The 26,886-nt window shown below is 68.3% G+C and carries 26 protein-coding genes; 15 read left to right on the plus strand and 11 right to left on the minus strand.

The genetic code is table 11. From position 1 onward, the window contains the following. Positions 1-94 precede the first annotated feature (94 nt). Both LZ686_RS15770 and LZ686_RS15775 read left to right on the plus strand, forming a co-directional pair. Positions 95-1,411 (plus strand): MFS transporter, encoded by a 1,317-nt coding sequence (locus tag LZ686_RS15770; protein ID WP_349548403.1) that lies wholly within the window; start codon positions 95-97, stop codon positions 1,409-1,411. A gap of 57 nt (positions 1,412-1,468) precedes the next feature. Beyond that, entirely contained in the window at positions 1,469-2,440 is a 972-nt protein-coding gene (locus LZ686_RS15775; protein WP_349548404.1) for a glutathione S-transferase family protein, read from the plus strand. Between the two features lie 164 nt (positions 2,441-2,604). On the opposite strand, the gene LZ686_RS15780 is transcribed toward LZ686_RS15775, so the two are convergent. Further along, positions 2,605-3,291, minus strand: a complete 687-nt coding sequence (locus tag LZ686_RS15780) for a response regulator transcription factor (RefSeq protein WP_042249906.1) — start codon at positions 3,289-3,291, stop codon at positions 2,605-2,607. A 135-nt stretch (positions 3,292-3,426) separates the two neighbouring features. On the opposite strand from LZ686_RS15780, the gene ribA reads away from it, so the two are divergent. Continuing rightward, positions 3,427-4,485 carry a GTP cyclohydrolase II gene (gene ribA / locus LZ686_RS15785; protein WP_045983150.1) on the plus strand — a complete coding sequence of 353 codons (1,059 nt, stop codon included), beginning with the start codon at positions 3,427-3,429 and terminating at the stop codon, positions 4,483-4,485. A gap of 5 nt (positions 4,486-4,490) precedes the next feature. Then, a complete protein-coding gene (locus tag LZ686_RS15790; protein WP_217846174.1) occupies positions 4,491-4,967 on the plus strand; it encodes a L,D-transpeptidase family protein in 477 nt (158 codons plus the stop codon). On the opposite strand, the gene LZ686_RS15795 is transcribed toward LZ686_RS15790, so the two are convergent. Beyond that, entirely contained in the window at positions 4,955-5,614 is a 660-nt protein-coding gene (locus tag LZ686_RS15795) for a YggS family pyridoxal phosphate-dependent enzyme (protein WP_148910559.1), read from the minus strand. The genes LZ686_RS15790 and LZ686_RS15795 overlap by 13 nt on opposite strands. Before the next feature lie 72 nt (positions 5,615-5,686). Further along, entirely contained in the window at positions 5,687-6,709 is a 1,023-nt protein-coding gene (locus tag LZ686_RS15800) for a porin (protein WP_282029361.1), read from the minus strand. Positions 6,710-7,001: 292 nt separating this feature from the next. On the opposite strand from LZ686_RS15800, the gene LZ686_RS15805 reads away from it, so the two are divergent. The 5 genes from LZ686_RS15805 to LZ686_RS15825 all read left to right on the plus strand — a co-directional run bounded on the left by LZ686_RS15805 (position 7,002) and on the right by LZ686_RS15825 (position 12,858). Beyond that, positions 7,002-7,478 carry a DUF3576 domain-containing protein gene (locus LZ686_RS15805; RefSeq protein WP_045983147.1) on the plus strand — a complete coding sequence of 159 codons (477 nt, stop codon included), beginning with the start codon at positions 7,002-7,004 and terminating at the stop codon, positions 7,476-7,478. 160 nt (positions 7,479-7,638) lie between these two features. After that, positions 7,639-10,176 (plus strand): leucine--tRNA ligase, encoded by a 2,538-nt coding sequence (gene leuS / locus LZ686_RS15810; protein ID WP_349548405.1) that lies wholly within the window; start codon positions 7,639-7,641, stop codon positions 10,174-10,176. Next, entirely contained in the window at positions 10,163-10,657 is a 495-nt protein-coding gene (gene lptE, locus LZ686_RS15815; RefSeq protein ID WP_349548406.1) for an LPS assembly lipoprotein LptE, read from the plus strand. The genes leuS and lptE overlap by 14 nt, the downstream gene beginning before the upstream one ends. Positions 10,658-10,660: 3 nt before the next feature. After that, positions 10,661-11,689 (plus strand): DNA polymerase III subunit delta, encoded by a 1,029-nt coding sequence (gene holA / locus LZ686_RS15820; RefSeq protein ID WP_349548407.1) that lies wholly within the window; start codon positions 10,661-10,663, stop codon positions 11,687-11,689. Between the two features lie 38 nt (positions 11,690-11,727). Next, the gene (locus LZ686_RS15825) at positions 11,728-12,858 is read left to right on the plus strand and encodes a TIGR03862 family flavoprotein (protein ID WP_502922021.1); all 1,131 of its coding nucleotides are present in this window, start codon (positions 11,728-11,730) and stop codon (positions 12,856-12,858) included. Here the strand turns inward: LZ686_RS15825 and LZ686_RS15830 are convergent. From LZ686_RS15830 to LZ686_RS15840, 3 genes are all read right to left on the minus strand, one after another. After that, entirely contained in the window at positions 12,855-13,442 is a 588-nt protein-coding gene (locus LZ686_RS15830; RefSeq protein ID WP_148910553.1) for a glutathione S-transferase family protein, read from the minus strand. The genes LZ686_RS15825 and LZ686_RS15830 overlap by 4 nt on opposite strands. Before the next feature lie 52 nt (positions 13,443-13,494). After that, positions 13,495-14,079, minus strand: coding sequence for a transglycosylase SLT domain-containing protein (locus tag LZ686_RS15835; protein ID WP_045983142.1), 585 nt, complete (start codon positions 14,077-14,079; stop codon positions 13,495-13,497). A gap of 95 nt (positions 14,080-14,174) precedes the next feature. Continuing rightward, the gene (locus LZ686_RS15840) at positions 14,175-14,543 is read right to left on the minus strand and encodes a winged helix-turn-helix domain-containing protein (RefSeq protein WP_042250872.1); all 369 of its coding nucleotides are present in this window, start codon (positions 14,541-14,543) and stop codon (positions 14,175-14,177) included. Positions 14,544-14,672: 129 nt separating this feature from the next. On the opposite strand from LZ686_RS15840, the gene LZ686_RS15845 reads away from it, so the two are divergent. Both LZ686_RS15845 and LZ686_RS15850 read left to right on the plus strand, forming a co-directional pair. Next, positions 14,673-15,854 carry an acetyl-CoA C-acyltransferase family protein gene (locus tag LZ686_RS15845; RefSeq protein ID WP_349548409.1) on the plus strand — a complete coding sequence of 394 codons (1,182 nt, stop codon included), beginning with the start codon at positions 14,673-14,675 and terminating at the stop codon, positions 15,852-15,854. A gap of 112 nt (positions 15,855-15,966) precedes the next feature. Beyond that, positions 15,967-17,733, plus strand: coding sequence for an L-lactate permease (locus LZ686_RS15850; protein ID WP_349548410.1), 1,767 nt, complete (start codon positions 15,967-15,969; stop codon positions 17,731-17,733). A 341-nt stretch (positions 17,734-18,074) separates the two neighbouring features. On the opposite strand, the gene LZ686_RS15855 is transcribed toward LZ686_RS15850, so the two are convergent. The 5 genes from LZ686_RS15855 to LZ686_RS15875 all read right to left on the minus strand — a co-directional run bounded on the left by LZ686_RS15855 (position 18,075) and on the right by LZ686_RS15875 (position 22,494). After that, positions 18,075-18,677, minus strand: a complete 603-nt coding sequence (locus LZ686_RS15855; protein WP_349548411.1) for a queuosine precursor transporter — start codon at positions 18,675-18,677, stop codon at positions 18,075-18,077. 93 nt (positions 18,678-18,770) lie between these two features. Next, positions 18,771-19,688 (minus strand): esterase-like activity of phytase family protein, encoded by a 918-nt coding sequence (locus tag LZ686_RS15860; protein WP_045983137.1) that lies wholly within the window; start codon positions 19,686-19,688, stop codon positions 18,771-18,773. Beyond that, positions 19,661-20,524: a penicillin-insensitive murein endopeptidase gene (mepA, locus tag LZ686_RS15865; protein WP_046000378.1), complete on the minus strand. Its 864-nt coding sequence runs from the start codon at positions 20,522-20,524 to the stop codon at positions 19,661-19,663. The genes LZ686_RS15860 and mepA overlap by 28 nt, the downstream gene beginning before the upstream one ends. Next, entirely contained in the window at positions 20,521-21,891 is a 1,371-nt protein-coding gene (locus LZ686_RS15870) for an MFS transporter (protein WP_349548412.1), read from the minus strand. The genes mepA and LZ686_RS15870 overlap by 4 nt, the downstream gene beginning before the upstream one ends. A gap of 42 nt (positions 21,892-21,933) precedes the next feature. Then, a complete protein-coding gene (locus tag LZ686_RS15875; protein ID WP_045983134.1) occupies positions 21,934-22,494 on the minus strand; it encodes an acyl-CoA thioesterase in 561 nt (186 codons plus the stop codon). On the opposite strand from LZ686_RS15875, the gene LZ686_RS18855 reads away from it, so the two are divergent. The 4 genes from LZ686_RS18855 (at position 22,493) to msrQ (ending at position 26,672) form a co-directional block, all read left to right on the plus strand. Then, a complete protein-coding gene (locus tag LZ686_RS18855) occupies positions 22,493-22,966 on the plus strand; it encodes a YggT family protein (protein ID WP_502921906.1) in 474 nt (157 codons plus the stop codon). The two genes, LZ686_RS15875 and LZ686_RS18855, sit on opposite strands and share 2 nt — an antisense overlap. Next, positions 22,966-25,002 (plus strand): DNA helicase RecQ, encoded by a 2,037-nt coding sequence (gene recQ / locus LZ686_RS15885; protein WP_349548413.1) that lies wholly within the window; start codon positions 22,966-22,968, stop codon positions 25,000-25,002. The genes LZ686_RS18855 and recQ overlap by 1 nt, the downstream gene beginning before the upstream one ends. 138 nt (positions 25,003-25,140) lie before the next feature. Further along, positions 25,141-26,052, plus strand: a complete 912-nt coding sequence (gene msrP / locus LZ686_RS15890) for a protein-methionine-sulfoxide reductase catalytic subunit MsrP (RefSeq protein ID WP_045983131.1) — start codon at positions 25,141-25,143, stop codon at positions 26,050-26,052. Beyond that, complete coding sequence (gene msrQ, locus LZ686_RS15895) at positions 26,052-26,672, plus strand: protein-methionine-sulfoxide reductase heme-binding subunit MsrQ (protein ID WP_349548414.1); 621 nt, start codon at positions 26,052-26,054, stop codon at positions 26,670-26,672. Before msrP ends, msrQ begins: the two co-directional genes overlap by 1 nt. Positions 26,673-26,886 lie beyond the last annotated feature (214 nt).

Raw genomic sequence — 26,886 nt, forward strand, 5'->3', positions numbered from 1 at the left:
GACCCTAGCGGCGCCGGTCCGGCCTGTCGAGGCGCAGGCTTGCCATATGATCCCCGCGCGCTATGCAAGGGCTGTGAGGACAAGGGGGACGGCCATGAAACTGACCATCGACGAGGCGCTGACGCGCGGCGGCACGGGCCGGTTCCAGTGGCGCCTTCTGGGCATCTTCGGGCTGGTCTGGGCGGCGGATGCGATGCAGGTCATCGCGGTGGGTTTCGCCGCACCCTCGGTCGCCGCGACATTCGGGCTGGAACGCGTGACCGCGCTGCAGATCGGGACGGTGTTCTTCCTTGGCATGTTTCTGGGCGCCTTTGCCTTCGGTCGGTTGGCCGACCGCATCGGACGCAAATGGGTGCTGATCGGCACCGTCGCGATGGATGCGGTGTTCGGGCTGGCATCGGTGATGGCGGGCGATTTCACGATGTTGCTGGTTTTGCGGTTCCTGACCGGGGTCGCGGTGGGCGGCACGTTGCCCGTCGATTACGCGATGATGGCCGAATTCCTGCCGCCCAAGAACCGCGGCCGCTGGCTGGTCTGGCTGGAGGGGTTCTGGGCCGTGGGCACCATCGTCGTGGCCCTGACCGCATGGGCCGCCGCCAGCTGGGGCGCGGTCGCGCCGTGGCGCTGGATCTTTCTGGTCGCGGCGCTGCCGGCGCTGATCGGGTTCTTCCTGCGGTTCTGGATCCCGGAATCGCCGATGTATCTGGTCCGCAAGGGCCGCCAGGCCGAGGCGCGCGCCGTCATCGACCGCGTGCTGGCCGTGAACGGCGCGATGCCGCTGCCCGCGAACGCCCATCTGCGCCCCGCGCCCGTGCCGTCGGGGGGCGCCACATCGATCATGGCGGCTCCGCTGCGGCGCGCGACCATCGGCGTGCTGGCGGTGTGGTTCCTGGTGTCGCTGTCCTATTACGGGGTCTTTGTCTGGGTGCCGGGACAGCTGGCGACCGAAGGCTTCGGCTTCGTGCGCGGATACGGCTTCCTGGTGATCCTGGCACTGGCGCAGGTGCCCGGATACGCGCTGGCGGCCTGGGGGGTCGAGGCGGTGGGCCGGCGCCCCACGCTGGCGGCCTTCCTGGTGCTGTCGGCCCTGGGCTGCGGCCTGTTCGCCCTGGCCAGCAGCCCCGCCCTGGTCGCCACCGCCCTGATCGTGATGAGCTTTGCGCTGCTGGGCACTTGGGGCGCGCTCTATGCGTTCACGCCGGAACTCTATCCCACGCATCTGCGCGGCACCGGCATGGGCACGGCCAGCGCGGTCGCCCGCCTGGGCGGCATCCTGGCGCCCAGCCTGCTGGCCGTCGTCTTTGCGCGCGGCTTTGGCCTGGCCATCGGCAGTTTCGCCGTGCTGCTGCTGCTGGCGGCGGCGGCCCTGCTGCTGATCCGCATCGAGACCCGCGACCGCGCCATCGGGTGACGGGGAACAAGGCGGCCCCCCGCCCGTTGCCCCGTCACATCACCGAAAGGAGTTCACATGGGCCAGCTGGTCGACGGCGTCTGGAAGGACGAATGGTATGACACCGACAGCACCGGGGGAGAGTTCAAGCGCGACACGGCCAAGTTCCGCAATTGGGTGACCTCGGACGGGCAGGCGGGGCCGACAGGCGATGGCGGGTTCGCGGCCGAATCGGGACGCTATCACCTCTATGTCAGCCATGCCTGTCCCTGGGCGCATCGCACGATGATCTTCCGCGCGCTGAAGGGTCTGGAGGATCACATCGACATCTCGGTCGTCCACCCCGAGATGCTGAGCGAGGGATGGGAATTCCGCACCGATTTCGACGGCGCCACGGGCGACCGGCAGTTCGGCTTGGACTATCTGCGCCAGGTCTATCTGAAGGACACGCCCGACATGTCGGGACGCGTCACCGTCCCCGTCCTGTGGGACCGCCAGACCGGCCGGATCGTGTCGAACGAAAGCGCCGACATCATCCGCATGTTCAACAGCGCCTTTGACGGCGTGACCGGCAACACGGACGATTACTGGCCCCAACCCCTGCGCGCGCGCATCAAGGCGATCAACGACCGCGTCTATGACACCGTCAACAACGGCGTCTACAAGGCGGGCTTCGCCACCACCCAGGAGGCCTATGACAAGGCGGTCCATCCGCTGTTCGACAGCCTGGACGGGATCGAGGGGCTGCTGGCCGAACACCGCTATCTGACCGGCGACCGCATCACCGAGGCCGACTGGCGGCTGTTCACCACCATCGTCCGGTTCGATGCCGTCTATCACACGCATTTCAAGTGCAACCGCCGCCGCATCGTCGACTATCCGAACCTGTGGGGATGGGCACGCGAGTTGTACCAGTGGCCGGGCGTCGCCCGGACGATCCATCCGGATCATTTCATGCGGCACTACTACTACAGCCACGACATGATCAATCCGCACCGCATCGTGCCCATCGGTCCGGACGCGGACTGGACCACGCCGCACGGGCGCTGACCGGACAGCCGCCTAAAAAAGAAGCCCCGGCGCAGGGAACGCCGGGGCAGAACAGAGAGGGAGGGGTGTGGCCGCATCCGCCGACCACTGGGCTTCGGGGACAGAACGTCACATCAGGGCTTGGGTTCCCGGCAAAGTTGTCTGCGCAGAAACCCGCCGATGTCTCAAGCGACCAGGCGATAGCCGCCCGATTCCGTGACCAGCAGGCGCGCGTTCGACGGATCCGGCTCAATCTTCTGGCGCAGGCGATAGATGTGCGTCTCCAGCGTGTGCGTGGTCACGCCCGCGTTGTATCCCCAGACCTCGTGCAGCAGCACGTCGCGGGCCACCACCCCGTCCTGCGCGCGGTACAGGAACTTGAGGATGTTGGTCTCCTTCTCGGTCAGGCGGATCTTGCGGTCCTTGGTGTCGATCAGCATCTTCATCGACGGCTTGAACGTGTACGGCCCAAGCTGGAAGATCGCGTCCTCGGACTGTTCATGCGTGCGCAGCTGGGCGCGCAGGCGGGCCAGCAGGACCGGGAACTTGAACGGCTTGGTGACATAGTCGTTGGCGCCCGCATCCAGGCCCAGGATCGTGTCGGCATCGGTGTCATGCCCGGTCAGCATCACGATGGGGCATTTGACGTTCAGCTTGCGCAGCTTCTTGCACAGCTCGCGCCCGTCGGTGTCGGGCAGGCCGACATCCAGGACGACCAGGTCAAAGATCGCGTTCTTGGTGGCTTCGACCGCCTCGGCGCCGCTGCCGGCCTCGGTCACGTCGAAATCGTCGGTCGCGACCAGCTGTTCGGCTAGGGCCTCGCGCAGGTCTTCCTCGTCATCGACAAGCAGGATCTTCTTCAGTCCGGCCATGGTTGCCTCCTTTGCGTCATTGCGCAATGAGTTGGGCGTCGCGGCCCGGACCGTCCAGCACCATGTGCGAATCCTCACATGGAGTTGTCGGATCGGTGCATTATGTTTCAGACTGTTTCAAGAATGCGTGGCCCCATGAGCCTGATCCCGACCCTGCCCGAGACCATCGCCCGCGCCCGCGCCGACCTGCGCATGGGCCTGCCGGTGGCCTTGGGCGACCATCTGGCGGCCGCGGTCGAGACGCTGTCGCCCGCGCGTCTGGCCGATCTGCGCGCGCTTGGCCCCGCCGTCCTGGCCCTGACCGGACGGCGGGCCGAAACGCTCAAGGCGCGCGCCTATGACGGCGATCTGGCGCGGGTTGCGCTGCCCGTGGGGGCCGATCTGGCGTGGCTGCGGGCGTTGGCCGATCCCGCAGGCGACCTGATGACCCCGATGAAGGGGCCACTGACCACCCTGCGCGACGGCGATGCGGGACCCCATCGCGCGGCGCTGGCGCTGGCGAAATCGGCGCAGCTGCTGCCCGCCATGCTGATGGTCGCGGCCCCCGCGCCGCCGGGCCTGACGCGCCTGCCCGCGGGTCCGGTTCTGGCGCAGCTTGCGGCCGAGGCCGCGATGGCCCCGGTCGCGGCGGCGCGCCTGCCGCTGTTGTCGGCGGAGCGGTCGCGGCTGCACATCTTCCGCCCCGATGACGGTGGAGAGGAGCATTACGCGATCGAGATCGGCGACCCGCCCCGCGACGCGCCCGTCCTGGCGCGACTTCATTCGGCCTGCTTCACGGGCGACGTGCTGGGCAGCCTGAAATGCGATTGCGGGCCGCAGCTGAACGCCGCGCTGGCCGCGATGGGGCAGGCGGGGGCGGGGGTGCTGCTGTACCTGAACCAGGAGGGGCGGGGCATCGGGCTGGCCAACAAGATGCGCGCCTATGACCTGCAGAACCAGGGCTTTGACACGGTCGAGGCGAACCACCGCCTGGGATTTGAGGATGACGAGCGCGACTTCCGCATCGGCGCGGCGCTGCTGCGGCGGCTGGGTTTCGGCGCCGTGCGCCTGATGACCAACAACCCGCGCAAGGTGGCGATGATGCAGGCCCATGGCATCGCGGTCCCCGAACGGGTGCCGCTGGTCGTGCCGCGCAACCGTCACAACACCGGCTATCTGGATGTGAAGGCCGAAAAGTCGGGGCATCTGCTGTGACCGGCATGGTGCTGACCCCGCAGGGGCTGCGTTTTCTGGGCCGCGTCATTCCATGCAGCATCGGCCGCGCCGGGATCACCCCCGCCAAGCGCGAGGGTGATCACGCCACCCCGTCGGGCCGCCATCGCATTACCGGGCTGTGGTACCGCCCGGACCGCCTGGCGCGCCCGGCGCCCTGGGCGCGGGTGATCGGGCCGGGCGATCTGTGGTGCGACGATCCGGGCCATGCGGCCTATAACCGGCACGCCCGCGCGCCGCTTGCGGCCAGCCACGAACGGCTGCGCCGCGCCGACCCGCTGTACGATGTGATCCTGACGACGGACTGGAACGCGGATGCGGTTCCGGGGCGGGGATCGGCGATCTTCTTGCACCAGTGGCGCCGCCCCGGTTTCGGGACCGAAGGCTGCATCGCCTTTGCCCGCCGGGACCTGATGTGGATCGCGCGTCACGCGCCCCCGGGCACGCCGCTTTACGTGCCCTGAGCGTTCCGCGCCCCGAAGATCGCCGAACCGACGCGGACATGCGTCGCGCCATGGGCGATGGCGGTCTCGAAATCGGCGCTCATTCCCATCGACAGGCCGGGCAGGCCGTGATCGCGGGCCAGGTCGCGCAGCAGGGTGAAATGCGGCGCCGGATCCTCGCCGTCGGGCGGGATGCACATCAGGCCCTCAGGCGACAGCGACAGCTCGGCGCACAACGCCAGGAAGCCGGGCAGCTCATCCGCCAGGATGCCGGCCTTCTGAGGCTCGTCCCCGGTATTGACCTGCACGAAAAGCTGCGGGCGACGGCCCTGTTCGGCCATCTGCGCGGCCAGCTTGCGGGCCAGCGTCACGCGGTCCAGCGTGTGGATCGCGTCGAACAGCTGCACGGCGGCCCGCGCCTTGTTCGATTGCAGCGGCCCGATCATGTGGACCGACACGCCCGGATGCGCCGCGGTCCAGGCCGGCCACTTGGCCTGCGCCTCCTGGACGTAGTTCTCTCCGAAGACGGTGTGGCCCGCGGCCAGAACGCCCTCGACCCGTTCGGAAGGTTGCAGTTTGCTGACCGCGATCAGCGTGACGCTGCCCGGTGCGCGCCCTGCGGCGGATTCGGCCGCGCGGATGCGGCGGGTGATGTCGTCCAGTCCCATGATCCCACCTGACAAAAAGAAAAGAGCGGGCGCAAGGCCCGCTCTTTCCATATGACGTCTGACCGCGAAGGATCAGAAGTTGAACTGCACGCCCATGTCGGCGGTGATGTTCTCGTCGTAGCCGCGCTGAACCGAACCGGCCAGCATCGCGCCGCCCAGGTCGTACGCACCGCCGATACCGAACGCGTTATCGCTTTCGTTGGTGTCGGCGCTGTTGTTGGCGACGTAGCCGTTGATGGTGGTCAGCGGAGCAACCTCATAGCTGCCGTACAGCGTGATGGTCTTGCCCAGGTCCGAGTCGTCGCCCAGCACTTCACCGTTGTCGATGTACAGCAGGCCGATGTCGGTCTTGTCGTTGAACGCGTATTCCGCGCCGACGAAGTACTGGTCGTTGTCGTCGATGCCTGCGCCGTTCTTCACGTAGGCTGCCGACAGCGTCACCGAGTCATTCCAGACGTAGTCGGCCGAGACGCTGTATTCCTTCTCGGACGTGTCGGTCGGCAGGTCGTACACCTGGTCGGGGTCGATGACCGACGCGCGCAGGTTCACACCGGCGACGGCGTACTTGACCATGACGCCCATGTAGTCGCTGCGGCGATCGATCGCACCGTCGACCACGTTGGCGAGCGTGGGGTAGCCGTCGGTGTTGTAGGCGAAGAAGTCGCCGCGCGAGTTGCCGAACGAGCGCGAGTAGACGCCGATTTCCGAGTTGTACAGCAGGGCGGCCGAGTCGTAGGCGGTGTTCGAGTTACCGATTTCGACGGTCAGGCCGCTGGCGGTCACGTAGACATAGCCGGGTGCGACGGTGGTTTCGTCATCGCCCTGGTCCCACTGGATGCGGATCCGGCCACCGAAGTCGACGCCCTGATCGGTCGAGGTCGTCGCGTCGATGTTCATGCGCAGGCGCGACTGAACGATCGCGTCGCTGGCATCGACCAGGCCACCCGGAGCATCGCCATTGGTGTCGATCGGACCGCGCACGCCGCCTTCTTGGTACAGCACGCCGGTACGGCCATAACCCGAGATGGTGACGTCTGCAGCGGCGATACCCGCGGTCAGGACCAGCGCGGTCGAGGCGATAAGTGCCTTCTTCATGGTGTGTTCCCTCTTGTCTCTCTGTTGCCCAAGCCAGCTGTCCCGCCCTGGGTATGCAATTTGTTTCACTCTTTCGCGATTGTGATGCAACGGAATCACGCGTCTGCTGTTTTCTTTGCCCATTTCCGTGATGCACTTGGGCCACACCTGCCCCGACCGCCCTGTCCGGACAGGCCCCGCGTCGGGCGTGCGGACAGGGTCCGCGCCTCAAGTCGCTTGTTTCGCGGCGCCGATCCGGGCTAATGCTGACCCCAAGAGATTGTACCACTGAACTGACCTCCGGGGGACTGGGATGACCTATGCACGCGCCACGCGCCTTATGATCGTCACGACGCTGTGCGCGGGCCTGGCGGCCTGCGGTAACGGCACTACGGAAAACGCGGGCCCCACCCCCGACCGCGACATGCGCCCGTCCGAGCGGGGCACCCTGATCCAGGACCTGTTCATCCGGTCGGGCAACCCGGACCAGATGGTCGGGGTGAACAAGTACCTGTGGAACGCCAGCCTGGACGTGCTGAACTTTCTGCCGGTGCAGACGGTCGATCCGTTCACCGGCGTGATCCAGACCGGCTACGGCACGCCTCCGGGCGGGGGGCGGTCCTATCGTGCGACGATCCAGATCAGCGACCCGGCGTTGGATGCGCGCAGCCTGCGCCTGGCGCTGCAGGGGCCGGGCGGCGCCGCGGTCGAGGCGGGCACCGTCCGCGCGGTCGAGGATGCCATCCTGACCCGCGCCCGCCAGCTGCGCATCCAGGACGGCCGCCTGTAAGGGCGCGTCCGCGCATCGGGGACCCGATCGCGGGGCATCCGGCGGTGTTTCGCGATGCCCGCGGGCGGTCGCATTCGACGGGGTCCGGTCGGCCGCATCTGGACCCGCACAGGCGGGGCGTATAGACCCTGCGGGCAACGAATGATGCCCGAGGTTCCCCATGCCCTATGATCCCGCGACAAGCGAAGCCCGTTGGCAGACGGCCTGGGCCGATGCCGACGCCTTTGCCGCCATCCGCGACGAGCGCCCGAAATACTATGTGCTGGAGATGTTCCCCTATCCGTCGGGGCGCATCCACATGGGCCATGTGCGCAACTATGCGATGGGCGACGTGGTCGCGCGGTTCAAGCGGGCGCAGGGGTTCAGCGTGCTGCACCCGATGGGCTGGGACGCCTTCGGCATGCCCGCGGAGAACGCCGCGATGGAGCAGGGCGGTCATCCCCGCGACTGGACCTATGCCAACATCGCGACCATGCGCGAGCAGCTGAAGCCCCTGGGCCTGTCCATCGACTGGAGCCGCGAATTCGCAACCTGCGACGACGCCTATGTGGCGCAGCAGCAGGCGCTGTTCCTGGACATGCTGGACGCAGGGCTGATCACGCGCAAGTCGGCGCAGGTGAACTGGGACCCGGTCGACATGACAGTGCTGGCCAATGAACAGGTGATCGACGGCAAGGGCTGGCGGTCGGGCGCCACGGTGGAACGGCGCGAGCTGACGCAGTGGTTCTTCAGGATCAGCGATTACAGCGACGAGTTGCTGGAGGCGCTGGACGGGCTGACGGGCTGGCCCGAGAAGGTCCGCCTGATGCAGGCCAACTGGATCGGCCGGTCGCGCGGGCTGCAGTTCACGTTCCGCACGGTCGACGCGCCTGCGGGTCATGAGACGATCGAGGTCTATACGACCCGCCCCGACACGCTGATGGGCGCCAGCTTCGTCGCGCTGTCGCCGGATTATCCGCTGGTCAAGGAGCTGGCCGCGTCCCGCCCCGAGATCGAGGCCTTCCGCGAGGAATGCCGCAAGATCGGCACGACCGAGGAAGCCATCGAGACCGCGCCAAAGCTGGGCTTCGACACCGGCCTGACCGTCGCGCATCCGCTTGACCCCGACTGGCGCCTGCCGATCTGGATCGCTAATTTCGTGTTGATGGATTACGGCACCGGCGCGATCTTCGGCAGCCCGGCGCATGACGAGCGTGACCACGAATTCGCGCGCAAGTACGGCCTGCCCATCCGCGCGACCTTTGGTCAGCCCGGCATGACGCAGGAACAGGCAGACGCACTGGTGGCGGATGCGCCCTTCGTGCCTGCCAAGACCGAACCCGTGACCTATGTCCGCGGCTTCAGCGGCGCGGCCGATCAGACCGGAGAGGCCGCCGTGGACGCCGCCATCGCCCATGCGGAAAGCGCGGGATACGGCGAGGGCGTGACCAAGTTCCGCCTGCGCGACTGGGGCATCTCGCGCCAGCGCTATTGGGGCTGCCCGATCCCGGTCCTGCATTGCGACAGCTGCGGGACCGTGCCCGAGGCGAAAGCGAACCTGCCCGTGCTGCTGCCGCAGGACGTAACCTTCGACGTGCCGGGCAACCCGCTGGACCGCCACCCGACCTGGCGTCAGGCGACCTGCCCCAAATGCGGAGGCGCGGCGCGGCGCGAGACCGACACGATGGACACGTTCGTCGATTCGTCGTGGTATTACGCGCGCTTCACCTCGCCGGGGGCGGCGACGCCGACCGACCGGGCGGATGCGGAATACTGGATGAACGTCGACCAGTATATCGGCGGCGTCGAACACGCGATCCTGCACCTGCTCTATTCGCGCTTCTTTGCCCGCGCGATGGTCAAGACGGGCCACCTGCCCGAGACGGCACGAGAGCCGTTCGACGCGCTGTTCACGCAAGGCATGGTCACGCACGAGATCTATCGCACCACCGACGGCCGGGGGCGCCCGGTCTATCACCTGCCCGAGGACGTGACCGACGGGCGTCTGGCCGACGGCACCGCGGTCGAGGTGATCCAGTCCGCGAAGATGTCGAAATCCAAGAAGAACGTCGTCGATCCGGTCAGCATCGTCGAAAGCTTTGGCGCGGATACCGCACGCTGGTTCATGCTGTCGGACAGCCCGCCCGAACGCGACGTCGAATGGACCGCCGCCGGAGCGGAGGCCGCGTTCAAGTTCCTGTCCCGCGTCTGGCGCCTGGCCGACGAGGTTCCCGAAGGGGGCGACGATGCCGACCTGACGCGCACGGCGCACCGCGCCATCGCGGATGTCACCAAGGCGATCGAGGGCTTTGCCTTCAACAAGGCGGTCGCGAAACTCTATGAACTGGCCAACGCGGTCGCGAAATCGCAGGCCGGGGGCGAGGCGCGCCGCGCGGCCCTGCGGATCATGGCCCAGCTGATGGCGCCGATGGTGCCGCACCTGGCCGAAGAGGTCTGGTCGAAATCGGGCGGGCAGGGCATGGTCGTCGATGCAGGCTGGCCAAAGGCGGACCCGGCCCTGCTGGAGGACGACAGCGTGACCCTTCCGATCCAGATCAACGGCAAGCGCCGGGCCGAGATCACCGTTCCCAAGACCATGCCCAAGTCCGAGATCGAGGCGCTGGTGCTGGCCGACGACACCGTGCTGCGGTTCCTGGACGGGGCGGCGGTCAAGAAGCTGATCGTGGTGCCGGGGCGGATCGTCAATGTGGTCGCCTGATCGCCGCGCGGTCCTGCTGGGGCTGCTGGCCGTCTCGGGGCTGGCGGCCTGCGGGCTGTCGCCGGTCTATGGGCCGGGGGGCGGGGGCGGCAAGCTGTTCGGCAAGGTCCGCCCGCGCGACCCGGACACGCCGCTGGACTTCGTCTTCAACCGGCGCCTGGCCGAACGGTTGGGCCCCGAGGACGCGGCCGTCTATGACCTGGATTACCGCATCAGCGCGGGCGTCGTCGCGCAGGCCATCACGCCCGATGAGGTCACGACCCGCTATTCGCTGAACGGCACCGCCGATTTCGCGCTGACCGGGCCGGGGGGTGCGGTGATCACCCAGGGACGCGTCAGCAGCTTCACGTCCTATTCCACCACCGGGACCACGATCTCGACCCTGGCGGCCGAGGGCGACGCGCGCGAGCGGCTGGCGCTGATGCTGGCCGATCAGGTCGTCACCCGCCTGCTGGCGGCCGCATCCGACCTGCCGGACTGATCCATGCTGCTGAAGGGGGCCGAGATCGCGCGCTATCTGGCCCGCCCCGACCCCTCGCGGCCGGGGGTGCTGATCTATGGGCAGGACGCGATGCGCGTGGCGCTGAAGCGGGCGGAGGTCGTGCGCGCCCTGACCGGCGAGAAGGCCGACGAGGAGATGCGCCTGACCCGGATGCCCGGCACGGGCCTGAAGAAGGACCCCGCCCAGCTGATCGACGCGGTGCGCGAGGTGGGGTTCTTTCCCGGCCCCCGCGTGGTCGTGGTCGAGGACACGCCCGACCTGGCCACCGACGCGATCCGCGATGCGCTGACAGGCTGGCGGCAAGGGGATGCGGTGATCGTGGTCACGGCGGCAAGCCTGTCCAAGTCGTCATCCCTGCGGCGCCTGTTCGAGACGCATGGCCAGGCGGTGACCGCCCCCATCTATGACGATCCGCCCTCCGAGGACGAGATCGGCCGCTGGCTGGCGGATGCCGGCCTGCGCGAGGTGCCGCGGGACGCGATGCGCGAACTGGGTCTTCTGGCGCGCGCGCTGGACCCCGGTGATCTGCGCCAGACGGTCGAGAAGATCGGCCTGTACAAGTACCAGGACCCCGCCCCCCTGACGGTCGAGGAGATCGCCATGCTGGCGCCCGCCACGATCGAGGCCGACCTGGACGAGCTGATCCACACCGTCGCAGAACGCCGCGAGGCCGATTTCGGCCCGCTGATGCGGCGGATCGAACAGCAGGGGATCGCGCCCGTTACCCTGTGCATCGGCGCGCTGCGCCATTTCCGCACGCTGCACCTGGCCGCTGCCGACCCGGCGGGGCCGGGGGTGGCGCTGGCCCGCGCGCGCCCGCCCGTCTTCGGCCCCCGCCGCGACCGCATGACCCGCCAGGCGCAAAGCTGGGGCATGGGCCCGCTGGAGGAGGCGGTGTCGCTGCTGCTGTCGACCGACATGACCCTGCGGTCCGCCAGCCGCGCGCCGCAGATGCCGCTGGTGGAACGCGCGCTGCTGCGCCTTGCGATGAAGCCGCGGGGGCGGCGGTGACCCTTGCCCTGGTGATCGGAGCGGGACCTGCCGGGCTGATGGCGGCCGAGGCGCTGATGGCGCCCGGCCGTCAGGTGGTGGTGGTCGACGCGATGCCCACGCCCGCCCGCAAGTTCCTGATGGCCGGGAAATCCGGCCTGAACCTGACCCGCGACGAACCGCTGGCGGCCTTTGGCGCCCAGATCGCCGCGTCGGACGGGCGCGATTATCTGGCGACCGATGCGGGGGCGTTCGGCCCGCAGGCGGTGCGGGACTGGGCCCAGGGCCTGGGCATCGCTCTGTTCGCGGGATCGACGGGCCGGGTGTTTCCGGTGGGCATGAAGGCCTCGCCCCTGCTGCGGGCCTGGCTGGCGCGGCTGCGCGCGGGCGGGGTCGAGCTGCGGTCGCGCTGGCGATGGGTCGGGCTGGGCGGTGGTTTCGCCTTCGACACGCCCGACGGTCGCCGGGTGCTGCAGCCCGATGTGACGGTGCTGGCCCTGGGCGGGGCAAGCTGGCCGCGGCTGGGGTCGGATGCGACCTGGGTGCCGATCCTGGCAGAGGCCGGTGTCGCCGTCGCGCTGTTTCGTCCGGCCAACATGGGGTTCCGGGTCGACTGGTCGCCTGCGATGGCGCGGCTGCACGGCGCGCCGGTCAAGGGCGTCGCGATCCGCGCAGGCGACAGCGTCAGTCGCGGCGAGTGGGTCATCACCCCCGACGGGATCGAGGGCGGGGGCGTCTATGCCGTCGCGGCCCCGATCCGCGACGGGCAGGCGGCCCATGTCGATCTGGCCCCCGACCTGGACCACGCGTCCCTGGCGCGGCGCTTTGCGCAGCCGCGTGGCAAGCTGAGCCTGGGCAACTGGTTGCGCCGCATCCTGGGCGATCCGGCGCGGGTCGGCCTGCTGCTGGAATGGGGGCGCCCCCTGCCGGACAGCGCAGAGGGCTGGGCCGCGCGGGCCAAGGCACTGCCGCTTTGCCATGCGGGGCCGATGGGGCTGGACCGGGCGATCTCGTCGGCCGGGGGCATCCGGTCGGAGGCGCTGACGTCTGAGCTTGAACTGCGCGCCCTGCCCGGCGTCTTTGCCGCCGGAGAGATGCTGGACTGGGAGGCGCCGACAGGCGGCTATCTGCTGACCACCTGCCTTGCCACGGGGCTGCGCGCGGGGCAGGCTGCAGCCCGCAGGCTCTAGCGTGCCATGGCCCGCTGATAGGCGGGGCGCTGGCGGATGCGGTCCAGGTATTCGGTCAGGCGGTGTTCGACGACCGGGAACCGCGCCGACAGCGCCCAGTCCAGGCAATGCGCCAGGATCAGGTCGGGCACGGTCATCCGCTCTCCCATCAGATAGGGGCCGTCGGACATGCGGTGGACCAGGGTCTTCTGGCTGGCCTCGAATTCCCACCGCAGGGTGTTCTTGATCGCGCCAAGGCGCATCTCCTCGGGCAGGATGAAGCTGTGGCGCGCGGCCAGCCACAATGCCGCGTCGAATTCGTCCAGCAGGAACTGTGTCAGGCTGTCCTGACGCGCCCGGTCCAGGGTGCCCGCCGGGTGGGTCAAGTCGCCGTGGCGATCGGCCAGATAGGTGAGGATCGCCGTCGAATCGGTGATCGGCGTACCGTCGTCGATCAGGACCGGAACCTTGCCCGCCGGGTTGAACTGGGCCACGCCGTCGCTGCGCGGATTGGCGGGAATGTGGTCGTAAGGCTGTCCCAGCTCCTCCAGCATCCACAGGACGCGCAGGGCGCGGGACTTGGCGGTGCCGATGACGCGGTACATGGGGATCCTCCTGGCCGTTGGACGGACAGAAGGCCCCAGCCCCCGCGCCGCGTCAAGCGCGGCGGCAGCCGACCAGCTGCTGGCGGTACATCTCGGACCGCTGGCCCACGGATCCGGCCACGCGCATCAGCCAGCTTTTCTGGCGATAGCTGCCGCGGGCAAAGCCGCTGCGGCCTTCGTGATAGGCCAGGTACTGCGACGCGGCGTCGTTCTTGGACAGGCCAAGCCGCTGCTGGCTGCCATGCATGTACCAGCCCATGAAGTCGGTCGCGTCGCGGATGCTGTCGCGCCGGGCGCGACGGTTGCCGGTCTCGCGCTGGTACTCCTCCCAAGTGCCGTCCAGGGCCTGGGAATAGCCGAAGGCGCTGCTTTGGCGGCCGATGGGAATGACGCCAAGCGCGTATTGATGCGGGGTGCGCGCATCGCCGATGAATTTCGATTCCTGGTACAGGGTCGCCATCTGAACATGGACCGGCACGCCCCATTTGCGTTCGGTCTGGCGCATGGCGCGCAGATAGGCGGGTCGTTCCGACGTGATCGCGCACGCGTTGTCCAGCTGCCGCGGCGCGCTGAAGTTCCCGCCGCCCCCGCATGAGGCGACCAGCCCGACAATGGCCAGCTTCAGTAGCCTGTTCATCCTGCCCTCGTTCTCTTGTTTTGCGGACAGTCTACGCAAAATCACCCGCCTGTGAAATCACAAAGCCGGAAGCGGGGCGGGGGCTTGCCGATGGATCAGCCCGACCCTTCGGGACGCAGCAGCGCGTTCAGCGCCATCAGGTCGGCCGCCCCGGCATCCAGCAGCAGCGATTCCAGCGCCCGGTAATGGGACAGGACCTGCTGTCCGGTGGGGGTCACGGTGGCGCCGCCGCCGCCCGCGCCGCCCCGCGCGCTGTCGATGACCGGGTCGGCGAAGGCGGTGTTCATCTCCTCGACCAGGGTCCAGGCGCGCTTGTAGCTCATCCCCATCTCGCGCGCGGCGGCCGAGATGGAGCCAAGCCGCCCGATCCGCGCCAGCAGCTCGGCCTTGCCCGGCCCCAGGATCAGGGGCGAGTCGTATTCCAGGCGCAGCTTGATGCGCAGCCGGGGGCCGGTCTGGGTCATGGGATCTCTCTCGTTATTCCTGCGCAACATAGCGCCTTGCGCGGGGGCATGCAATTTGCCGCGACGACACGGTTGCGGGACGCGGGCAGCGCGCCCAGACTGTCGTCAAAGGCAAGAGGAGGCCCATTCATGTCCGCATCCGATATCGTCATCCTGTCCGGCGCCCGCACCGCCATCGGCACCTTCGGGGGCAGCCTGGCCGCGATCCCGCCGATCGCCCTGGCCGCCACCGTCACCCGCGCCGCGCTGGAGCGTGCGGGCGTGGCCCCCAACCGGATCGGGCAGGTGGTCTTTGGCCATGTCATCAACACCGAACCCCGCGACATGTACCTGTCGCGCGTCGCCATGCTGGAGGCGGGCATCCCGCACACCACGCCCGCGATGAACGTGAACCGCCTGTGCGGTTCGGGCGCGCAGGCCATCGTGTCGGCGGCGCAGGCGCTGATGCTGGGTGACGCCGATTTCGCCATCGCCGGAGGCGCCGAGAGCATGAGCCGGTCGCCCTATGTCGTGTCTTCGGCGCGCTTCGGCGCCAAGATGGGCGACCAGTCGATGCTGGACATGATGACCGGCGCGCTGACCTGCCCGATGGGCACGGGCCATATGGGCGTCACGGCGGAAAACGTCGCCGCCGAACATGAGATCACCCGCGAACAGCAGGACGCCTTCGCGATGGAATCGCAGCGCCGGGCGGCGGCGGCCATCGCGGCTGGCTATTTCACCGATCAGATCGTCCCGGTCGAGGTCAAGTCGCGCAAGGGCATGGTCGCCTTTGACACCGACGAACACCCCAAGGACACCAGCCTGGACAAGCTGGCCAGCCTGAAGGCCGTGTTCCAGAAGGGCGGCAGCGTCACCGCGGGCAATGCCAGCGGCATCAACGACGGTGCCGCGGCGCTGGTCCTGGCACGGGCCGATGCGGCCGAACGCGAAGGGCTGACCCCGCGGGCGCGGATCCTGGGCTATGCGGTGGCGGGCGTGCGCCCCGAGGTGATGGGCATCGGCCCGATCCCCGCGGTCGAGGCGCTGATGGCGAGGACCGGACTGAAGGCCGGCGATTTCGACGTCATCGAATCGAACGAGGCCTTTGCCGCGCAGGCGCTGGCGGTGAACAAGGGCCTTGGTCTGGACCCGGCCCGCGTGAACCCCAATGGCGGCGCCATCGCCCTGGGCCATCCGGTCGGCGCCACAGGCGCGATCCTGATGGTCAAGGCCATCCACGAGCTGGAGCGGACAGGCGGTCGCACCGCGTTGATCACCATGTGCATCGGCGGCGGGCAGGGCATCGCCATCGCGATCCGTCGCGACTGACGCACCGTCCCGGCGACGTTTGCGCAACCGGTCTGGTTTCCAGACCGGTTTTTTCTTGCTTTCCGCCGTGAACCCGTCCCGAATGATACGGACAATTCGAGGAGGAATTGGGGTGTCACAGGGAATAATGTTCATCGCCGCGGCCATGCCGATCGCGGTGGTGTTTGTCTTGCTGGTCGTCATGCGACGGTCCGCGAAACTGTCGATGATGACCGCCTACGCGGTCACGGTGCTTCTGGCGCTGTTTCTGTGGGGCGCGCCGCTGGCGCGGGTCGCGGGGGCCACGGTCAACGGCCTGGTGACGGCGGTCACGCTGCTCTACATCGTCTTCGGGGCGATCCTGCTGCTGTACACGGTGCAGGAATCGGGCGCGATCCGGACGATCCGGCGGGGGTTCATGGACATCTCGCCCGACCGGCGCATCCAGGCGATCATCATCGCGTGGATGTTCGGGTCGATGATCGAGGGTGCGTCGGGGTTCGGCACGCCTGCCGCCGTCGCGGCGCCGCTGCTGCTGGCGATCGGCTTTCCGGCCATGGCCGCGGTCATGGTCACGCTGATCATCCAGTCGACGCCCGTGTCGTTCGGCGCGGTCGGCACGCCGATGCTGGTCGGCGTCAACACCGGCCTGTCGAACAGCCCCGAGGTTGCCGCCGCCATCGCGCCCCTGACGCTTGCCGAATACGTGCCGGTGGTGGCCGCGCAGGTGGCGTTGGTCCATGCGCTGGTCGGCGTGCTGATCCCGCTGCTGATGGTCGGCATGCTGACCCGGTTCTTCGGCACCGATCGCAGCTTTGCCAAGGGCTTCCGGGCGTGGAAATTCGCGATCTTTGCGGGCCTGGCGTTCACGATGCCCTATCTGCTGGTCGCGCGGGTTCTGGGACCGGAATTCCCGTCCCTGCTGGGCGGGCTGATCGGCCTGATGATCGTGGTGCCCGCCGCGCGGGCCGGTTGGTTCATGCCGTCCGACAGGTTCGACTTTCCGGCACGCGCCCAGTGGGACGAAGGCTGGCAGGGCAACATCGAACCCGACCAGGCCGAACTGGGCCCCGATGACCGCCGCATCGGCCTGCTGACGGCATGGATGCCCTATGTCATCGTCGCGGCGCTGCTGGTGCTGACGCGGACCATCGCGCCGCTGAAGGCGTGGCTGACCGGGCCGGACACCACGCTGGCGCTGCGCGACCTGTTCGGGTCGGGCATCAACGCGACCGCGCAGTTCGCCTATTCGCCGGGGACGGTGATGATCATCGCATCCCTGATCTCGGTCGCGCTGTTCCGCATGCGGGGCAGCGATTACGGCCGGGCCTGGGCGATCTCGGGCCGCACGATGCTGGCCGCGGCGCCCGCGCTGCTGCTGGCGGTGCCGATGGTGCAGGTGTTCATCAACTCGGGCTCGGAGGGCGTGGCGTCCATGCCGATCACCCTGGCCGAGGGGATGGCCGCGGCGACCGGTGCCAGCTGGCCCCTGTTCGCGCCGATCGTGGGCGCATTGGGCGCGTTCATCGCGGGATCGAACACCGTGTCGAACATGATGTTCGCGCTGTTCCAGTTCTCGGCCGCGCAGGGCATCGGACTGGATCTTGCGGGAATCACCATCGTGGTGGTGCTGCAGGCCGTGGGCGGCGCTGCGGGCAACATGGTCTGCGTGCACAACGTGGTGGCCGCGTCCGCCGTCGTGGGCCTGACCGACCGCGAGGGCGACATCATCCGCAAGACGCTGATCACCATGGCGTATTACGTGGTGCAGGCGGGCCTGATCGGGATGGCGCTGATCGGCGGCGGGCTGTGGTGGCTGGCGGCGCTGATCTGGGCCGCGGTGGTGGTCGGCGCGATGCGCGCCAATCGCGACCGGGCCGCGGTGCCTGTCCGCGCCTGACGCAAGGCTGACGACATCGGTGCGGGCGGTCCTTCGGGGCCGCCCGTTCTTGTTGCGCGGCGCCGCGCGGCCGGACACGGTGGCGCAAACCGGACACGGGGACGCAAAAAGGAACGGGCCGCCCAGCAAGAGGCGGCCCGCGAGATCCAAGGAGATGGTCCGGTTAGGGGCGGACGCAGGTCCGGTCCCAACCAGGGGTGGTGGCCTTTGGGGCTGCCCTCAGGCCGGGGTCCCCCCGACTGTTCCGAAACGTCTCTCCACTATCACTCTAGACACTGGACCACCTCCTTTCAAAAGATTGCTGTATAGGGACAGGCTGACACAGATCGAAATTCTGTCAATCAGCTTTCTGCCCTGTGCCCCAACAAATTGCGGACGATGATGCGGAACGGCACAAGGGCCAGTATCGCCAGACCAAGTTTGACCATCCAGTCGGCAAGTGCCAGCGAAACCCACAGCGGGCTGAGCGGTCCCGCGCCAAGCAGCGGAACCGCCTCGTTGGCCCAGCCCGTGTTGGTGTCCGCAGGCAGCACGGTCGCAAAGGCGATTCCGAAGAACAGCACCGTGTCCAGCGCAGACCCCAGCAGGGTCGAGACCAGCGGCGCCCGCCACCAGCGCCCGCCGCGCAGCGTGTCGAAGACCTGCACGTCGACCATCTGCGCCACCAGGAAGGCCGCCCCAGACGCGATGGCGATTCGCAGCGTGGTGGCATCCATCCCTGCGGCGATCAGCGACCAGAAGACCCCGGTCACGAACCCTGCCAGCACCACGCGGCGCGCGGCGGCGGCGCCGTGGACGCGGTTCATGACGTCCGTGACCAGGAAGGCCAGCGGATAGGTGAAGGCGCCCCAGGTCAGCCAGGTGGCGACCGTGAACTGGACTAGGACGTTCGAGGCCACGACAATGGCGGCCATGGCAAGGATGCCGGGCAGAAAGCGGATCATCGGTGGGTTTCCGTTTTTGCGAAGGTTGCGGAAGAACTCGGCCCCCCGGACGGGTGGGGCAGCGCGCGCCTTACGCCCGCGCGGGCGGTCTTGTCAATTCCGCAGCGCCTGCAGGCCGGTGTCGCGCAGGCGGTATTCGACGATCTCGGTCCGCTGGACGAACAGGAAGTTGTCGTCCGAGATCATGGTGATGCGCATGCCCACGCCGTCGTCCCAGACCGAGATGCCTTCCAGGTTGTCGTATTGCAGGGGCCGCGTCTCCAGCAGGATCTGGTCGTCCTGGATCACCCCCGGCTCCAGCCGCATCCGCCGCACGCGCGAGACAAAGCCCAGGATGCCGCGGAAATCCCGCTCCAGCAGGTAGAACCAGCCGTCGGGCCCGAAATCCGCCCCCACCGCACGCCAGCGCGGATCGCGGCGGATCTGGCCGTATTCCGTCCAGGCGCCGTCGAACGACAGGATGGTAAAGGGCTGGGTTTCCGAACCCGACCGCTCGGGGACGGCGAACAGGGTGCCGTCGTCGTCGATGGCCAGCGCCTCCAGCCCCACGTTCACGCCCATGCCGGGCAGGCGGTCCGGGCGGGGATGGGTGGTGGCGGGTGCGTCGGGGTGATCATAGGTCGCGACCCGGTCCAGCCCTTCGAAGCTGACATGGATGCGGCCGTCGGGGCCCACCGCGATGCCTTCGCTGTCGCCGGTATAGCCGGGGGGCAGGGGCTGGCCCTTGCTGTCCTTCAGGTTCGTGCGCCCGGCGACGGACATGCCGCGCACCAGGCCCTGGGCATCGCGTTCGATCCGGCCCCAGTACAGATGCGCCCGGTCGGTCAGGGCGTGGAACCCGGTGCCGTCCGGGCTGATGTCGATCGCCGAGAAGCCGCCGAAGGTCGATTGGTCCATCGTCCAGATATAGGTGCCGACATAATCAAGAACCGCGCCTGCACGGGCAGGCGCGGTGGCAAGGATCGACCCGGCAAGGGCCAGCGTCAGGGCGCCGATGCGACGGTCGAACATTGGGCTGGCAGGTCGCTCATCCGATAGGTGCGGGGGTGGCGATAGTTGGGGTCCGGGGTCGAGGGCTTGGCGCGGCTGGGGTCGATGCGGATGTTGATCCATTCCTGCGCCTCGGCGCAGCCGTCGCCGGCCGGGATCGGGTTCGGCGTCTGGCAGATCGACCCGGCAGGGCAGTTCATGCGGACGTGGAAATGGAAGTCGTGGTTGTTGATGGGGCGGATCTTGCGCAGCCAGTCGCGGTTGCCCGTCTCCATCTGGCACATGGCGACCTTGGCAATGGGATCGACGAAGATGCGTTCGACGCGGGGATCGCGCGCGGCGGCGCGCATGATCGACATGTGCCCGCCCGTCCAGTTGCCCGACAGCGCTGTGCCGCCATTCGCGACGACCGACACGGATGACAGGTTCTCGCGCTGCTGCGGGGACAGGCCCAGGGTCGGGGGCGGCAGCATCCAGATGTCGGCATCCAGCCCCAGCTGGTGGCTGGCATGGCCCGAGGTCATCGGCCCGCCGCGCGGCTGGCTGATGTCCCCGATATAGAGGCCCCGCCACCCGGCCTGCTGCGCCGCCCGCGACAGACCCTGCAGAAAGCCGATCATCTCGGGGTGGCCCCAGTTGCGGTTGCGCGACAGGCGCATGGATTGCCAGCTGGGTCCGCTTTCGGGCATCTGCACCAGACCCTGCGCGCAACCTTGGGAATAGTTGCCGATCGACACGGCCGGCCCGCCCGATGCCGTGCGGAACGCGCCGAAGACGTCCTTGGCCAGGGATTGGGCCGATGCGGGCAAAGCCAGGCCCATCAGGACGGCGGCGGCGGTCAGGGTCTTGCGGATCACGGGGACGTCTCTCCTTCGGGGTCCACCCACACTAGCAGAACCAGCGCGACAAGAAAGATCACGATCAGGGGAAGAAACCCGATGCGCTGATTCCCGGTCAGGTCGGTCGTCAGCGCGATCAGGAAGGGTGCCAGGAACGCCGTGGCCTTACCCGACAGCGCGTAAAGCCCGAAACCCTCGGTTGCGCGGTCGGGGGTGGTGTGGCGCACCATCATCGTGCGGCTGGCCGCCTGCAGCGCGCCGCCCGCGCCCCCGATCACCGCCCCGCAGGCAAAGAAGATCAGGTCGGGCAGGCGCAGGGTGCCCAGGACCGCATCCGGCGTGGCAATGCCCAGGACGGATGTCCGGTCCATGCCCACCAGCAGCATGCAGACCGCCATCAGCGCCAGGATGCTGGCGACGATCACCGCGCGGGGGCCGAAGGCGCGGTCCGCGCGCCCGCCCAGCCAGCTGATCACCGCCGCCGAGATGGCGCTGACCACCCCGAAGACGCCGGCCAGGAACACCGGCCAGCCCAGCACCGTCCCCGCATAGACGCCCCCGAACCCGTACAGCGCGTTCAGCGCGTCGCGCGAGAACATCGACGAGGCCAGCCAGGCCGCCAGGCTGCGCCGATGCCGAAGGCTGCGGATCAGCGTCCACAGGTCGCGCAGGGCGCGGCGCACCTGCACCGGGCGGCCCGGCCCCGGTTCGCGGACCCACAGGAAGAACGGGATCATGAAAACCGCGTACCAGATCGCCGTCAGGGGGCCGACGAACCGCGTACCTTCGCGCATCGCGGGGTCCAGGCCGAACAGGGGCGGGATGCCCAGCAGCGTGCGCCCCGAGGGCGTTTCGGCGAACAGCAGCAGCATCACGGCCAGCGCCGTCACCCCGCCCAGATAGCCGAAGGCATAGCCCGACCCGGACAGGCGGCCGATCTCGTCGCGCGGGGCCAGGGCAGGCAGCATGGCATTGGTGAAGATGGTGGCGAATTCGACCCCGATCAGGCCGATGCCGAACAAGACGATGGCCTGGATCAGCGGCGGCTGGCCGGGGGTCAGGGTCCACAGCCCCGCCGCGCCCACCACATAGAATGCCGAGAACACCCAGACCCAGGGCATCCGCCGCCCCGAACTGTCCGCGATGGCGCCCAGGACCGGGGCGGCCAGCGCGATGACCGCGCCCGCGATGGCCAGCCCGTATCCCCAAAGCGCCTGCGCCTGCGCCCCGGCCTGCGCGGCATCAAAGCCCTGGGCGATGAAATGCGTGCGCGCGACCTCGGCGAAGTAGATCGAGAAGACGAAGGTCAGCAGCAGCGTGTGATAGGGCTGGCTGGCCCAGTCAAAGAACCACCAGCCCCAGACCCGCCTGCGATCGATCGTCATGTCCGTCCCTCATGGCTTTTCCGTCATAAGGAACAGAGCCCGTCAGAGTGGCAAGTGAAGTTTCGCGTCATCCGGGATGACGGGGGGCCAGGGCCGCGTCGCATCCGCCGCGATCCAGGCCGCGATCCAGTCGGGCAGGGGCGGACTGTCGGGGGCGTGGCCCAGGGCCTCCATGACGCGGGCGGGGGCGACGATCCCCTGGGCCGAGGTCACGGCCGAGCGGATCATCACCTGGTTGCAGCATTCCGTGCCCTTCCACATGGACTGCTCCATATAGACGAAGCGCGCGTCCCAGCCCACCATGCGCGAGATCATGGTAAAGCGTTCGAACGCCCGGACACGGCGGCGATAGCGGGTCGAGTTTCCCGCCACCGTGATGCCCCAGCCATTCGCCCGCAGCACTGGCACCAGCCCGGTCCGCCGCGCCAGCGGGATGCGGCCCAGATCGAACAGGGTCAGGGTGCGGCCGTTGTTCAGCTCCCACCAAGGGTCCAGGTCCCAGGGCCAGCACATGTGCGTGGACACATGCGTGCCCAGGGGGTCCAGGGCGGGGGCGTTGCGGAACTTGACCAGTTCCTTGGCAAAGCGGATCAGCGGATACATGGAGGGGCCTTTCGTCAGCAGGCCTTTCGGGGGCGGGCCTTTCGTTCTACCCCGTGGGTGGCCCGCGATCACGCGGGCGTCAAGCCGGACGCGGCGGCATCCGGTCGCGCCCCGCTTGCGTCCCGCCTTACGCGCGGCCATACAGGGCCCGAACGCGCGCGCAGCCAAGGAGACGACCATGGGAACCCTGTACGAAGCCCTGCAACTGATCCTGCAGGTCCTGTGGTTCATCATGATCGTGCACATCATCATGTCCTGGCTGATCAACTTTCAGGTGCTGAACCTGCGCCAGCCGCTGGTCGCGCAGATCTGGGACGGCCTGAACCGGCTGCTGGAGCCGATCTATCGCCCGATCCGGAACATCCTGCCCAATACCGGCGGGCTGGATCTGGCGCCGCTGGTCGTCTTCATCATCATCATCATCGCGCAGCGCGCCCTGGCGAACAACGCGGGCTTCTTCTACGGCATGTGATGTCAACGGACCTGCTGCGCCAGGTCTGGGGATTCGACGGTTTCCGCCCCGGACAGCAAGAGATCGTCGAGGCGGTGGCCGCAGGCCGCGACGTGCTGGCGATCATGCCGACGGGCGGCGGCAAGTCGCTGTGCTTCCAGCTGCCCGCGCTGATGCGCGAGGGCGTGACGGTGGTCATCTCTCCGCTGATCGCGCTGATGCGGGACCAGGTGCGCGCGCTGCGCGAAGCGGGGGTCGAGGCGGGCGCACTGACCAGCGGCAATACCGAGGCCGAGACCGACGCGGTGTTTTCGGCCATCGCCGACGGGCGGCTGAAGGTGCTGTACATGGCGCCCGAACGGCTGGCCTCCGGGGGCACGGTGAACCTCTTGCGCCGGGCGGGCGTCACGGCGATCGCGGTGGACGAGGCGCATTGCGTCAGCCAATGGGGCCATGACTTTCGCCCCGACTATCTGCGCATCGGCGATCTGAAGCGCGCGTTGGACGTGCCGCTGGCGGCCTTCACCGCCACTGCGGACGTGGAAACGCGGGCCGAGATCGTCACCCGCCTGTTCGACGGACAGGCCCCGGTGACCTTTCTGCGCGGGTTCGACCGGCCGAACATCCGGCTGGCCTTTCAGCCCAAGAACAGCCCCCGCACGCAGGTCCTGGCCTATGCCGCCGCGCGCCGGGGTCAGTCGGGCATCATCTATTGCGGCGCCCGCGCGCGGACCGAAAGCCTGGCGCAGGCGCTGCGCGAGGCGGGGCATCCGGCCATCGCCTATCACGCGGGGCTGGAGGCCGAGGCCCGGCGTGAGGCCGAGGCGCGGTTCCAGACCGAGGACGGGCTGATCGTCGTGGCGACCGTGGCCTTCGGCATGGGCATCGACAAGCCCGACATCCGCTGGGTGCTGCATGCCGACCTGCCGAAATCCATCGAAGGATACTATCAGGAGATCGGGCGCGCGGGCCGCGACGGCGACCCGGCGGATACGCTGACCCTCTACGGTCCCGACGACATCCGCCTGCGTCGCACCCAGATCGACGAGGGCCTGGGCGACAGCGCCCGCAAGGCCGGCGATCATGCACGTCTGAACGCGCTGCTGGGTCTGGCCGAGGCGACGGGATGCCGCCGCCGCCGCCTGCTGGCCTATTTCGGCGAGGATATGGACCGCGACTGCGGCAATTGCGACTTGTGCCAGAGCCCGCCCAAGCTGTTCGACGGGACGCTGGCGGTCCGTAAGGCGCTGTCGGCGATGGTCCGCACCGGCGAGTGGTTTGGCAGCGGCCACCTGATCGACATCCTGACCGGTACCACCACGGACAAGGTGCGCGAGCGCGGCCATGACCAGCTGCCGACCTTTGGCGTGGGGCGCGAACACGGGCGCGGGCAGTGGCAGGCGATCTTTCGGCAGATGATGGGGCTGGACCTGTGCCGCCCCGACCCGGAACGCCACGGCGCCCTGCACCTGACCGAGACCGCGCATCCGATCCTGCGCGGCGAGGAGAGCGTGACGCTGCGCGAGGACACGACCAAGGGCGCCAAGCCCGCCAACGTCCTGCGCACCCAGGTATCGGAGGAGGACGAGCCGCTTCTGTCCGCGCTGAAGGCCAAGCGGCGCGCCCTGGCCGAGGCGGCGCGCGTGCCGGCCTATGTCATCTTCCCCGACCGCACCCTGATCGAGATGGCCGAGAAGCGGCCGCAGGACCTGGACCAGATGGCGCGGGTCGGCGGCGTGGGGGCAAAGAAGCTGGACAGCTTTGGCCGCGCCTTCCTGGAGGTCATCGCGGGCGCGCAGCCCGAGATGCACCCGGCACGGCGCGCCCTGGCCGGGCGTCCCGAAGGCGCGCTGTTCGACCGGCTGATGGCCGTGCAGCTGGACCTGCAGCGCGGCCCCGACGGCACCGACAAGCCGCTGTCCTGTTCGACCGCCCAGATCAAGCGCATCGCGGAAAGCCGCCCCGCCGGCGTCGATGGACTGGCGCGCCACCTGGACGCGCCGCGCATGGAGCGGTTCGCCGACGCCTTCCTGGCCGAGATCGAGCGCGTCGAATAATTCGCGCCGCGCCTGTAACGAACAGGTGCCCTGCAGCGAACAGTCAACCGAACGTGATGCATCATTTGCGCAACCCCCTGCGTGGATCATGCGATAACGCAAGGGTACCGCCCCGTTGGGGCAGCCCGATCGGAGGACATGATGAAGCTGAACTGGTCTGACGTCACGCCGCACAGGATTTTTCTGGATCGTCGAAAATTCATGGCCGCAGGGGCCGCCGCCGTGGCCCTGCCCGGACTGGTCCGCGCGCAGACGATCAATGCACGCCCGTCCCCGCTGTCGACCGACCAGACGCCGAACACCTTCGAGGAGATCACCAACTACAACAACTTCTATGAATTCGGGACGGGCAAGGAGGATCCGGCGCGCAATGCGGGCGCGCTGACCACCGATCCCTGGTCCGTGGAGGTGGCGGGCCTGGTCGACCGCCCCGGCAGCTATGGCGTCGAGGATCTGGCCCCCGACAACGCGCTGGAGGAACGCATCTATCGCCTGCGCTGCGTCGAGGCGTGGTCGATGGTCGTTCCGTGGATCGGCGTGCCGCTGGCATCCGTGCTGGCCAAGGTCGGCGTCCAACCCAGTGCCAAGTTCGTCGAATTCGAGACGCTGGTCCGCCCCGAAGAGATGATCGGTCAGCAACGCGCCATTCTGGACTGGCCCTATCGCGAGGGTCTGCGTCTGGACGAGGCGATGCACCCGCTGACGATCCTGGCCACGGGTCTCTACGATCAGCCCATGCCCAACCAGAACGGCGCACCGATCCGCCTGGTGGTGCCGTGGAAATACGGGTTCAAGTCGATCAAGTCGATCGTGCGCATCAACCTGCTGGAGCAGGAGCCCGTGAACACCTGGAAGCAGCTGCAGGCCAGCGAATACGGATTCTATGCCAACGTGAACCCGCAGGTCGATCACCCGCGCTGGAGCCAAGCGACCGAACGCGTCATCGGCGCGGGCCTGTTCGGCGGGCGCAAGGAGACGCTGATGTTCAACGGATACGGCGATCAGGTCGCCTCGCTTTACGCGGGGATGGATCTGTCGGTGAACTACTGATGATCCGCGGCATCAACAACGCGCTGCGGCGCATTCCGGTCTGGGCGGTCTGGCTGGCGGGGGCGGTGCCCTTTGCCGTGCTGCTGTGGGACATCTTCACCGGCGGCCTGGGCGTCGATCCCGTGCAGGAGGTCGAACACCGCCTTGGCCAGACCGCGCTGTACTTCCTGATCGGCGGCTTGGCGGTCACGCCATTGCTGCGGCTGACGGGCGTGTCGTTGATGCGGTTCCGCCGCGCGATCGGGGTGATCTGTTTCGCCTATGCGCTGCCCCATGTGCTGGCCTGGGTCGTCCTGGACATGGGACTGCTGTGGGGACAGATGGCCCGTGACATCCTCAAGCGGCCCTACCTGCTGTTCGGGATGGGATCGTTCCTGATCCTGATCGCGCTGGCCGTGACGTCGAACAACCTGTCGCTGCGGCGCATGGGTGGGCGGGCGTGGCGACGCCTGCACAAGCTGGTCTATGTTGCAGCCCCCCTTGCCGCGATGCATTGGCTGTGGGCCATCAAGGTCAACGAGATCGCCCCGATCTTCTGGGCGGCGGTGATCGCGCTTCTGCTGGCCTCCAGACTTGTGATTCGTCGCCCGATGTCCTGGACCCGCCCCGCAAGGGCCTGACTTTTCCTTTTATTTCAGTAAGTTGCAAGAAAACTGACCGGCTGACACGTTTTTTTCACAAAACCTGCTTGCGTCCCCCGGCGGCTAGGCCTAAACACCGCTTCACCGAAGGCGGGAACGCTGGAGGGGCCGGGAAGGCGGTGCTGGGAAGCGCGGTTGGAACGGGAGACATTCTGGGGATTGGGTGACGGTTGTGGCGTCGAGTTGACGTCGT

Origin of the sequence: Paracoccus sp. NFXS7, assembly GCF_040148865.1 — a bacterium.
Classification (GTDB): Bacteria; Pseudomonadota; Alphaproteobacteria; order Rhodobacterales; family Rhodobacteraceae; genus Paracoccus; species Paracoccus marcusii.

Bases quoted from the DNA above. Each gene is read 5' to 3' on its own strand.
- LZ686_RS15825 (WP_502922021.1), top strand. From the start codon at position 11,728: ATGGCGGCCGAGGCGCTGATGGCGCCCGGCCGTCAGGTGGTGGTGGTC.
- LZ686_RS15875 (WP_045983134.1), bottom strand. From the start codon at position 22,494: ATGTATCCGCTGATCCGCTTTGCCAAGGAACTGGTCAAGTTCCGCAAC.
- LZ686_RS15845 (WP_349548409.1), top strand. From the start codon at position 14,673: ATGTCCGCATCCGATATCGTCATCCTGTCCGGCGCCCGCACCGCCATC.
- recQ (WP_349548413.1), top strand. From the start codon at position 22,966: ATGTCAACGGACCTGCTGCGCCAGGTCTGGGGATTCGACGGTTTCCGC.
- LZ686_RS15855 (WP_349548411.1), bottom strand. From the start codon at position 18,677: ATGATCCGCTTTCTGCCCGGCATCCTTGCCATGGCCGCCATTGTCGTG.
- LZ686_RS15775 (WP_349548404.1), top strand. From the start codon at position 1,469: ATGGGCCAGCTGGTCGACGGCGTCTGGAAGGACGAATGGTATGACACC.
- LZ686_RS15870 (WP_349548412.1), bottom strand. From the start codon at position 21,891: ATGACGATCGATCGCAGGCGGGTCTGGGGCTGGTGGTTCTTTGACTGG.
- LZ686_RS15805 (WP_045983147.1), top strand. From the start codon at position 7,002: ATGACCTATGCACGCGCCACGCGCCTTATGATCGTCACGACGCTGTGC.
- ribA (WP_045983150.1), top strand. From the start codon at position 3,427: ATGAGCCTGATCCCGACCCTGCCCGAGACCATCGCCCGCGCCCGCGCC.
- LZ686_RS15835 (WP_045983142.1), bottom strand. From the start codon at position 14,079: ATGAACAGGCTACTGAAGCTGGCCATTGTCGGGCTGGTCGCCTCATGC.
- LZ686_RS15770 (WP_349548403.1), top strand. From the start codon at position 95: ATGAAACTGACCATCGACGAGGCGCTGACGCGCGGCGGCACGGGCCGG.
- lptE (WP_349548406.1), top strand. From the start codon at position 10,163: ATGTGGTCGCCTGATCGCCGCGCGGTCCTGCTGGGGCTGCTGGCCGTC.
- holA (WP_349548407.1), top strand. From the start codon at position 10,661: ATGCTGCTGAAGGGGGCCGAGATCGCGCGCTATCTGGCCCGCCCCGAC.
- LZ686_RS15830 (WP_148910553.1), bottom strand. From the start codon at position 13,442: ATGTACCGCGTCATCGGCACCGCCAAGTCCCGCGCCCTGCGCGTCCTG.
- leuS (WP_349548405.1), top strand. From the start codon at position 7,639: ATGCCCTATGATCCCGCGACAAGCGAAGCCCGTTGGCAGACGGCCTGG.
- LZ686_RS18855 (WP_502921906.1), top strand. From the start codon at position 22,493: ATGGAGGGGCCTTTCGTCAGCAGGCCTTTCGGGGGCGGGCCTTTCGTT.
- LZ686_RS15860 (WP_045983137.1), bottom strand. From the start codon at position 19,688: ATGTTCGACCGTCGCATCGGCGCCCTGACGCTGGCCCTTGCCGGGTCG.
- msrP (WP_045983131.1), top strand. From the start codon at position 25,141: ATGATGAAGCTGAACTGGTCTGACGTCACGCCGCACAGGATTTTTCTG.
- LZ686_RS15790 (WP_217846174.1), top strand. From the start codon at position 4,491: ATGGTGCTGACCCCGCAGGGGCTGCGTTTTCTGGGCCGCGTCATTCCA.
- LZ686_RS15800 (WP_282029361.1), bottom strand. From the start codon at position 6,709: ATGAAGAAGGCACTTATCGCCTCGACCGCGCTGGTCCTGACCGCGGGT.
- msrQ (WP_349548414.1), top strand. From the start codon at position 26,052: ATGATCCGCGGCATCAACAACGCGCTGCGGCGCATTCCGGTCTGGGCG.
- LZ686_RS15840 (WP_042250872.1), bottom strand. From the start codon at position 14,543: ATGACCCAGACCGGCCCCCGGCTGCGCATCAAGCTGCGCCTGGAATAC.
- LZ686_RS15780 (WP_042249906.1), bottom strand. From the start codon at position 3,291: ATGGCCGGACTGAAGAAGATCCTGCTTGTCGATGACGAGGAAGACCTG.
- LZ686_RS15795 (WP_148910559.1), bottom strand. From the start codon at position 5,614: ATGGGACTGGACGACATCACCCGCCGCATCCGCGCGGCCGAATCCGCC.